The organism is Phenylobacterium sp. T106, from assembly GCF_057219735.1.
On the sequence record NZ_JBXVWA010000003.1, the window covers coordinates 530,347 to 539,720 of the forward strand.

Consider the following 9,374-nt stretch of genomic DNA (forward strand, 5'->3'; position numbering starts at 1 on the left):
GATGCGGGTCGGTCGGTTCGGAGACCTTCCCATCACGACCGCGCACGTGGATCTGGGTCCTGGCATTCGCCGGGACGGTCGGAAGCTGCTGAATTCTGAGGCCGAGGCGCGCGCCCGGTCGGACGCGCGCCCCGCAACACCTACTGAGTCTTGCCGCTCGCGCCGCCGGTCGTGGACGACTGGCCTGCCGCGCCGCCCATCCCGGACGTCGCGCCGCTCATCGAGGTGGACCCGGAGCCCGCGCTCGTGCCGGTCGAGCCCTGCGAGGCCCCGCCCTGGGGCTGGACCCGCAGGTTGTTCTGCACGTGCTTCACGCCCGACACCTGCTCGGCCAGGTCTTCCGCGCGGCGCTTGTCCTCGCGCGAGTTGACCGTTCCGGTCAGCGTGACCTCGCAGGACGAGACCTGCACGTCGATCTCCGAGGCGTCCAGCCAGCTGTCGTCGCCCAGCCGGTCGTTGATGTCGTCGCGGATGCGCTCGTCCGACCGGGTGTAGTTCTTCGGGCCGCGACCGCGATGTTGGCCGCCCGTCATGCCGCCGCCGAAGAAGTGGCCGTGTTCGCTCTCGCCGTCGCTGACCCGCTGCAGGCGCTCGTTCTCGCCGAAGACGCCCTGCCGGCCGCCCTGTTGGCCGCCATAGGACTGGCCCCCGTAGGATTGCCCGCCGTAGGACTGCCCACCATAGGACTGCCCGCCGGCGCCATACCCCTGGCCGCCGCGGTAGGACGACTCGCCGTAGTCGTGGCCGCCGCCTTGGCTGTACGACCCGGAGGCGCGGCCGCCCCCGTAGCCGGACTGCCCGCCGTACGACTGTCCGCCATACGACTGCCCGCCGTACGACCGTCCGCCGCCGTAGGACTCGCCGCCGTAGCCGGAGCGGCCGCCGCCCGACCAGCTGCCGCCGGAGCGCCCGCCGTCGTCCTGCCCGTAGCGGCCCATGCCGCCGTAAGTGGACCCGCGGCCGGCCTGTCGGCCCATGCCCTGGTCGTCGTCATAGCCGCCGCGGTAGTCGTCCCCGCCGCGATAGTCGTCGTCCTGCGATCCGCCGCCCCGCCCGAAGCTCCGCTGCTCGCCCCAACGGCCGCGATCCTGCCCGCCGCCGGACGACCGGCTCCGCTCGTCGTTCCCGTAGCGGCGCTGGTCCTCGTCGCGATCCCGCCTGTTCCACTCGCTCATGGCTCACCTTCCTGGTTTGTGGGGGCGCTTCTCGAAGGAAGCTTGTCCCGCCAACCGTTCGGGCAGGGCGATCGTTCCCGGCGGCGTCGTCCGGGGCGCCGGCTACATCCGCTCGAGCCGATCGAGGCGCGCCAGGGCGTCGCGCACCTCGACAAAGGGGACGGGCTCGGGCGTGCCGAGCAGCCACCGGAGCGTCGGCTCGTCCTGGACCGCGGAGGCGTCGGACGCCCAGGAAGACAGGATCTCGCGCTTGTCGCGCAGCGTGAGGTCGGGATCCTTCAGCACGTCGTCGGGGATCGTGAAACCCACCGCGGGGCGAACGCCGCGGGCGAGCGCAGCCGCGAGGCCCTGGGCGTATACCGAGCTTTCTGTCGTCGCGAGGCGCATGGCCGTGACTCCATCCGTTCCTTTCATCCGATCGGCCGCTGTCGGCAGCGGTCGGCGAAGGATTTGGAACGGACGCACGGGGTTTCAAGACCCGCGGCGACCCTCACGCCTTGCGGCAGAGCGGCTCCAGGATGTGCCCCTCCGGGTCGCGGACGTAGGCGTAGCTGAGGCCCAGTTCCGGCAGCCGGGTGACGGGCGTCTGCACCGCGCCGCCAGCCGCCACCGCCCGCTCCACGAAGGCGTCCACGTCGTCGGTCTCGAACACCAGCACGCACGAGCCCGGCGCGGGCGGCGGGCCGCCGTGCGACTGGAAGAGGACCAGCGTCGCGCCGCCTGGCTTGTCGGCGGCCATGATCAGCTCGGTGATGGCCGAGGCGCCCGATCCGGCGTTGATCCGGCGCACTTCGCGCACGCCGCACACCGGCTCGTAGAAGGCCTTGGCCTTCTCGACGTCGGCGACGATCAGCTTGGTCATCGCCAGGACGGTCACGGCTTCAGCTCCAGACCCTCGAGGTCGCCCTTGGCGCGCCATTCCGCCAGCAGCGCGTTGAACTTGTTGATCCCCGGCGTGTAGACGCCGCCGGTCAGGCCGCCGGAGCGCTCGCCGCCCTCGTTGTTGTAGTAGCCGGGGGTGCAGGCGTTCTGGAAATCGCGGTTCAGCACCGCCACCGAGCGGATCACGTCCACCCAGGCGTCTTCCGCCTCCGCCGTCGGCTCGACCGTCGTCGCTCCGCGCGCCTTCACCTCCTTGATGATGTAGGCGATGTGCTGGGCCTGGTCGTCGAACATGGCGGTCATGTTCACCGAGAGGCCGTTCTGGCCGATGCCGATGTAGAACCAGTTGGGGAAGCCGCGGCTGGAGTGGCCGTGCAGGGTGCGGAAGCCATCCTTGTAGTAGTCGTACAGCGACAGCCCGTCGCGGCCGGTGATGTCGAAGCCGATCCGCCGCCGGAACGCCGTCGAGATCTCGAAGCCCGACGCGAAGATGATGCAGTCCACGGGATATTCGACGCCGTTCGCCACCACCCCGGTCCTGGTGATCCGCTCGACCCCCTTGGACTCGCTCACATCGACGAGCGTCACATTGGGCCGGTTGAAGGTGGGCAGGTACTCGTCGTTGAAGGTCGGCCGCTTGCAGAACTGCCGGTACCAGGGTTTCAGCGCCTCGGCCGTGGCCGGATCCGTCACGTGCTCGTCCACACGGGCGCGGATCTTGTTCATCTTCACGAAGTCGGCCAGCTCGACCTGGCGCGCGATGTCGGCCGGCGTCACCTCCGCGGTTCGCGACTGGGCCAGCGGGAAGCCGGCGGCCAGGCTGCGGAAGATGTCGGTCCAGCCGTCGTTGACCAGGTCCTCCTTGAAGGGCCGGCCCTCGACGATGTCGGCGAAGTTGTGCCGCCGCGCCCGCTGCCAGCCGGGCTGCAGGGTCTTGGCCCAATCCTCGTCCGTGGGCTTGTTGCCGCGCAGGTCGACCGAGCTGGGCGTCCGCTGGAAGACGTAGAGGTGCTGGGCGTACTGGCCCACGTAGGGCACGCACTGGATGGCGGTGGCGCCGGTGCCGATGATGGCGACGCGCTTGTCGCCGAGCTTGGTCAGGCCGCCCGTCGTGTCGCCGCCGGTGTAGTCGTAGTCCCAGCGGCTGGTGTGGAAGGTGTGCCCCTCGAAGTCCTCGATGCCGGGGATGCCCGGCAGCTTGGCGCGGCTGGCGGTGCCCAGCGCCATGATCACGAACCGCGCCTTCATGTCGTCGCCGCGGTTGGTGCGGATATGCCAGCGCTTCAGGCCCTCGTCCCAGCTGAGCTCGTTCACCCGGGTCTGGAAGCAGGCGCGCTCGTAGAGGCCGTACGCCTTCCCGATCCGCTGCGAGTGCTCGAAGATCTCGCTGACGTAGCTGTACTTCTCCTTCGGGATGTAGCCGAGCTCCTCCAGGAGCGGCAGGTAGCAGTAGCTCTCGATGTCGCACTGGGCGCCGGGATAGCGGTTCCAGTACCAGGTCCCCCCGAAGTCGCCGCCCGCCTCCACGATGCGGAAGTCGTCCACGCCCTGCTCGCGCAGCCGCGCCGCCGCCAGCATGCCCGAGAACCCGCCGCCGATGATGGCGACCTCGATCTCGTCGTTCAGCGGCGCGCGCGTGAAGGTCGGATCGGCGTAGGGATCCTCCTCCGCGTAGCGGGCGAACTTCCCCGAAAGCTCGATGTACTGCGCCTCGCCGTCCGACCGGATGCGCTTGTCCCGCTCGGCCTGGTACCTGGCCCGTAGGGCGTCAGGATCGAAGTCGTGGATCGGGTCCTTGGCCGCGGTGGCGTCGTCCATCGTCGGGTTCCTCGCCGAGCTTTCTATAACGCGCTCCAGCAAGCGGCGCGGACGTAGCGTCATTCAAGCGCTTCCGCCGGACCCTGCGTCACGCGATGGTCGTGCTAGCAAGCGGCGCATGACTCAGATCCCGACCTACGACGAAGTCGTCCTCGGCCGCCGCTCGATCCGTGGCTACAAGCCCGACCCCGTGCCCCGGGAGCTGATCGAGGAGATCATCACCCTGGCGATGCGTTCGCCGTCCTCGATGAACGTGCAGCCGTGGAACTTCTACGTCATCACCGGCGAGCCCCTGGACCGGATCCGCGCGGGCAACACCGAGCGCAACCTGGCCGGCGTGCCGCAGTCGCGCGAGTTCCGCATCGGGACCAAGGGCTTCGAGGGCAAGCACCGCGAGCGGCAGGTGGGCGTGGCCAAGCAGCTCTTCGGCGCCATGGGCATCGCGCGCGAGGACAAGGACGCGCGCCAGGACTGGGTGCTGCGCGGCTTCCGCCAGTTCGACGCGCCCGTGTGCATCATCGTGACCTTCGACAAGGAGCTGGAGGGCATGGACGACGCGCCCTTCGACTGCGGCGCGGTGGCCACGGCGCTCGTCAACGCCGCCTGGTCGCGCGGGCTGGGCGCGGTGATCAACAGCCAGGGCATCATGCAGTCGCCGGTGGTGCGCGAGCATGCGGGCGTGGCCGACGACCAGGTGATCATGAAGAGCATCGCCCTGGGCTGGCCCGACGAGACCTTCCCGGCCAACGCGGTGGTCTCGGAACGGAAGTCCGTCAAGGAAGCCACCGTGTTCGTGGGCTTCGACGACTAGGCGGGCCCGCGCAGGGAGGAATCGGCATGCGGTTCGAGGGCAAGGTGGCGGTCGTCACGGGCGGCGCGTCGGGCATCGGCCTGGCGGCGGTGCGCCGCTTCCACGCCGAGGGCGCGGCCGTCGTGGTCTCGGACGTCAACGACGACGCGGGCCGGGCCGTCGCCGCGGAGCTGGGCCAGGACCGGGCGATCTACCAGCACGCGGACGTCGCGGACTGGGCCCAGGTCGAGGCGCTGGCGGCGCGCGCCGAAGACGCGTTCGGCGGCCTGGACGTGATGTTCAACAATGCAGGCGTCGGCAGCTTCGCCGCGACGCCCGACCTGGAGCCCGACGACTGGCGGCGGGTGATCGAGATCGACCTGAACGGCGTCTTCTACGGCTGCCGGGCCGCCATCCCGCGGATGCGGGCCCGAGGCGGCGGCGCCATCGTCAACACGGCGTCGATCTCGGGACTGGGCGGGGACTACAGCTTCGCGGCCTACAACGCCGCCAAGGGCGCCGTCGTGAACTACACCCGCGCCGCCGCCATCGACCATGCGCGCGAGGGGGTGCGGATCAACGCCGTCTGCCCCGGCCCGGTGGACACGCCCATCATCGCAGGCATCGACCAGTGGCCGGGCGTGCGCGACGCCTGGAACGAGGTGGTGCCGCTGGGCCGCTTCGCGCGACCCGAGGAGATCGCCGCGGTCGTGGCCTTCCTCGCGTCCGACGACGCCTCGTACATCACGGGAGCCGTCATTCCGGTGGACGGCGGCGTCACGGCGCACACCGGACAGCCCAACCTGCCGCGCCTGCTCCAGGGGCTGGCGCAGGGCGGCTAGCGCCTGCGGCGCGGAGACCGGTTCACAAAAGCGCGGAGCAAGCGCACACTGCGTCCAGCTGGTGAGGTGACGGGCGCCGGCGACGAATGTTGTGACGCGCCCGGGATTGCTTCGCATGCTGCAGGTCGACCTCTCCTCCCTGAGCGGGCCGGAGCTCCGGCAATTGCTCGACTCCACCCGCAGCCGCGGACAGGCTGACCTCAGCTACCGGATCCTCCAGGAGATGGCCGACCGCCGTGAGCGCCACGCGCGGGAAGGTCGCGGTCGGCTGCTCCGCGCCCGCCGGGACGTCGAGCCCCGGCCGATCACCCTCGATCTGGGAGACCCCCTCGAGCCCCGGCCGGATCCGGAGCTGGTCGAGCCCGCCGACCTGCCGCCGGACGAGCCGCCCCTGACTCTCGAGGCGGCGGAACCTCCGCCTGCGCCGGCGCGCAGCCGCACGCCGCCGGCCCGGACCCGTCCGCGCCGGTCGCCCTGGGTCGCGGCCGGCTTCGCGGCCGGCCTGGCCGTGGGCGCGATGGTCGGGGTCGGAGTCGCCGAGATCGTGAGCGGCGAGCCGCCGCGCGCCGAACCTCCGGTGCCCACCAACATCCCCGCCGCGCCGACGCGCCTGGAGATTGCCGCAGCGCCCCTCGAGGCGGCGCCGGCCGTCGACGCGCCGGCCGAGCATCCGGCTGAACCTCCTCCCGCCTTGGAAGCTCCCTCCGAGACCGTCCCGCCCCCCGCCACGGCCCCGGCGACGGAACCCGAGCCGGAGGCCGCGCCGGTCCAGACGGCCGAGGCCGACGCGGCCCCGACCCGGCCCTGCGCCGAAGGCACGCCTGCCGATCAGGTCATCTGCGAGACGCCCCGGTTGCAGCGGCTGCAGGTGGACCTGCGCCGCGCCTATGCGCGGGCGCTCGATGCGCACGAGGACCGCGCGACGCTGCGGCAGCGGCAGCTGGCGTGGCGGGACGCCCGCAGCGAGGTCTCGGACCCGGCGCGCCTGGCCCAGCTCTACGAGCAGCGGATCCGCAAGCTGAACGCCGCCACCCTGGAGGCGCGCGGCGAGCGCTAGCGATCTGCGCGGCGGTCATGGTTCAATGCGGCGCCCGCTGGAGGAACCGCCCACGATGCTCGCCCTGATGATGGACCGACCGCTCACGCTTCCGTCGATCCTGGAGCACGCGGCGCTCTACCACGGCGACCGGGAGGTGGTGACGCGGACGGTGGAGGGTCCGATCCACCGCTATGGCTACCGCGATGCGCTGGCGCGGGCGAAGCGGATGGCGAAGGCGCTGCTGGCGCTTGGGGTGAAGCCGGGCGACCGCGTGGCGACCCTGGCCTGGAGCACCCACCGCCACTTCGAGCTCTACTTCGCCGTCACCGGGATCGGGGCGATCCTGCACACCATCAATCCGCGCCTGCACGACGAGCAAATCGTCTGGGTGGCCGACCACGCGGAAGACTCGGTCCTGCTGTTCGACATCACCTTCTCGGACCAGGTGCGCGAGCTTGCGCCGCGGATGAAGACCGTCCGCACGCTGGTCGCGATGACCGACGCCGAGCACGCGCCGCCGTGGCGCGACGCGGCCGGGGTGCTGGTCTACGAGGACCTGCTGGCGGCCCAGACCGCCGACTTCGCCTGGCCCGACCTCGACGAGAAGCAGGCCTCGGGCCTCTGCTACACCTCGGGCACCACGGGCAACCCCAAGGGCGTGCTCTACGGCCACCGTTCGACGGTGCTCCACGCCCTGGCGCTGGCGCTGCCCGACGCCTTCGACCTCTCGGCCCGCGACGTGGTGATGCCGTGCGCCCAGATGTACCACGCCAACGCCTGGTGCACGCCCTACGCCGCGCCCCTGGTGGGGGCGAAGCTGGTGCTGCCGGGCCGCGCGCTCGACGGCGCCAGCATCTCGGAGCTCATCGCCGCCGAGGACGTCACCTTCCTCCTGGGGGTGCCCACGATCTGGGTCGGGGTGGCCGACCACCTCGATCAGACGGGCGGCCGGCTGACGTCCGTCCGCACCATCGCCATCGGCGGCTCGGCGCCGACCGCGGCGCTCATCTCCCGGATCGAGGCCCGGCTGGGCGGCAAGGTGCGCCAGATCTGGGGCATGACCGAGACCTCGCCGCTCGGCGTCATCAACACGCCGCTGCCGACCCATGCCGGCGAGAGCGCCGAGGCGACCCTGCAGCGTAAGCTGAAGCAGGGCCGCGGGCTGTGGGGCGTGGAGCTGCGGATCGTGGGCGAGGACGGCCGCGAGCTGCCGCGCGACGGGAAGTCCAGCGGCGCCCTGCAGGTGCGCGGGCCCTGGGTGTCCTCGGCCTACTTCAAGCAGGACGGCGCCCAGGCGTTCACCGACGACGGCTGGTTCGACACCGGTGACATCGCCACCCTCGATCCTGAAGGCTATCTGCGTCTCACCGATCGGGCGAAGGACGTGATCAAGTCCGGCGGCGAGTGGATTTCGACCCTCGACCTCGAGGAGGCGGCCTGCTCGCATCCCGCCGTCGCCATGGCCGCCGCCGTGGGCATGCCCCATCCGAAGTGGGACGAACGCCCGCTGCTGCTGGTGACGCTGCGGCCGGGACAGACGGCGGATCCCGAGGCGGTGAGGGCGCACGTGGGCGCCCGCGTCGCCAAGTGGTGGACGCCGGACGAGGTTCGGATCGTCGACGAGCTCCCGATCGGGCCCACGGGCAAGGTGCTGAAGCGGGAACTTCGCGACCGGCTCGCGGCCCCGGCGGACGCATCGACTCGATGACCTGAACAGGAACGAACCACCTCTTGAACCGTGCGTTCAGCCTTCACAGCTGAGAATGGAGGCCAGGAGGTGAGTTCGGTGGCTCGGAAGCGGCCCAAGGGCGTGCTGGCGATGGGGTGGGCGGCGATAGAGGCCGCGGCCCGAGGGCGGACCGAACACGCCCCGACGTCGGCCGACTATCCCGAGAGCGTGGTCCGCCGCACCAGCTTCATGGCGGGGGGCGGCCACGGCTGGCGCATCTCGGCCATCGAGACGCCCCGTGAGGCGCCGCCGCCCTGGAAGATCGTGGTGATCACCGGCGCGCCGTCCTGGGCGGAATACTGGGCCGAGACGCTCGCCGAGCTGCCGCAGGACCGCGAGATGATCGTCGTCGACCGGCCGGGCTACGCCAACTCCGAGCCCCTGCATCCGGTCACGGACATCCGCGTGCAGGCCGAAGCGCTCGCCCCCGTGCTGTATGCGCCCCGGGGCCAGAAGGTGCTTCTCGTCGGCCAGAGCTACGGGGCGGCCATCGCCTCGATCATGGCCGACCAGAACCCCGGCAAGGTGGCGGGGCTGGTGCTGCTGTCCGGCTTCTTCGGCGAGGCGGGACCGACGGCGCGCTGGCTGCTCGACCTGGGCGGCAAGGCGCTGAGGATGATCCCGCGCGACCTGCGCAACGCGGTGATCGAGGTCACCGGCCAGAAGCCGCAGCTTCGCCACGCCAAGCGCGCGCTGTCGCGCGTGAACCTGCCGATCCACATCATCCACGGAGACCAGGACGACTTCGCCCCGGTCGAGGTGGCCGAGAAGCTGGCGGCGGAGACGGTCACGCGGCGGCCCATCCGGGTCGTGCGGACCGAGGGCGCGAACCACTTCCTGAACGACGGGCCGGCCGAGGTCCTGCTCGCGGCGATCGAGTCCTGCATTCCGCAGCGCTCGACCCTGTGGACGTTCCGGTGGCCGAAGCTGCCGGCCCTGCTGCCGTCCAGGCTCCCGAAGGCGCGCGCGGCCTGAGCTAGGACCAATCCACATTCAGGATTCCCAGATCTGAAGGGTGCTGAATCAATCCGTCTCCGGGTTTCTGATTCGGAGCGGGTTGATGGGCGTGAAGCGCTACGAGCTGAGCAGGGCGCAGTGG

At 71.1% G+C, this 9,374-nt stretch carries 9 protein-coding genes; 5 read left to right on the forward strand and 4 right to left on the reverse strand.

Going from position 1 to position 9,374, the window contains the following annotated elements; all coding sequences use genetic code 11:
* Positions 1–140: 140 nt before the first annotated feature.
* The 4 genes from AC2D8W_RS10170 to AC2D8W_RS10185 form a co-directional block, all read right to left on the reverse strand.
* Positions 141–1,175 carry a BON domain-containing protein gene (locus AC2D8W_RS10170; RefSeq protein ID WP_484671438.1) on the reverse strand — a complete coding sequence of 345 codons (1,035 nt, stop codon included), beginning with the start codon at positions 1,173–1,175 and terminating at the stop codon, positions 141–143.
* A 102-nt stretch (positions 1,176–1,277) separates the two neighbouring features.
* Positions 1,278–1,562, reverse strand: a complete 285-nt coding sequence (locus AC2D8W_RS10175; protein ID WP_484671439.1) for a hypothetical protein — start codon at positions 1,560–1,562, stop codon at positions 1,278–1,280.
* 103 nt (positions 1,563–1,665) lie between these two features.
* On the reverse strand, positions 1,666–2,052 hold the full coding sequence (locus AC2D8W_RS10180) for a VOC family protein (RefSeq protein ID WP_293484276.1): 387 nt from the start codon (positions 2,050–2,052) through the stop codon (positions 1,666–1,668).
* Positions 2,049–3,875, reverse strand: a complete 1,827-nt coding sequence (locus AC2D8W_RS10185; RefSeq protein ID WP_484671440.1) for a flavin-containing monooxygenase — start codon at positions 3,873–3,875, stop codon at positions 2,049–2,051. The genes AC2D8W_RS10180 and AC2D8W_RS10185 overlap by 4 nt, the downstream gene beginning before the upstream one ends.
* A 118-nt stretch (positions 3,876–3,993) precedes the next feature.
* Here AC2D8W_RS10185 and AC2D8W_RS10190 point away from each other — a divergent pair, with 118 nt between their 5' ends.
* The 5 genes from AC2D8W_RS10190 to AC2D8W_RS10210 all read left to right on the forward strand — a co-directional run bounded on the left by AC2D8W_RS10190 (position 3,994) and on the right by AC2D8W_RS10210 (position 9,250).
* Entirely contained in the window at positions 3,994–4,686 is a 693-nt protein-coding gene (locus AC2D8W_RS10190; RefSeq protein ID WP_484671441.1) for a nitroreductase, read from the forward strand.
* A 26-nt stretch (positions 4,687–4,712) separates the two neighbouring features.
* Positions 4,713–5,507: a meso-2,3-butanediol dehydrogenase gene (gene budC, locus AC2D8W_RS10195; protein ID WP_484671442.1), complete on the forward strand. Its 795-nt coding sequence runs from the start codon at positions 4,713–4,715 to the stop codon at positions 5,505–5,507.
* A gap of 115 nt (positions 5,508–5,622) precedes the next feature.
* A complete protein-coding gene (locus tag AC2D8W_RS10200; RefSeq protein WP_484671443.1) occupies positions 5,623–6,564 on the forward strand; it encodes a hypothetical protein in 942 nt (313 codons plus the stop codon).
* A 25-nt stretch (positions 6,565–6,589) separates the two neighbouring features.
* Positions 6,590–8,254: a long-chain fatty acid--CoA ligase gene (locus AC2D8W_RS10205; protein WP_484671444.1), complete on the forward strand. Its 1,665-nt coding sequence runs from the start codon at positions 6,590–6,592 to the stop codon at positions 8,252–8,254.
* A 69-nt stretch (positions 8,255–8,323) separates the two neighbouring features.
* On the forward strand, positions 8,324–9,250 hold the full coding sequence (locus AC2D8W_RS10210) for an alpha/beta fold hydrolase (RefSeq protein WP_484671445.1): 927 nt from the start codon (positions 8,324–8,326) through the stop codon (positions 9,248–9,250).
* Positions 9,251–9,374: the final 124 nt, after the last annotated feature.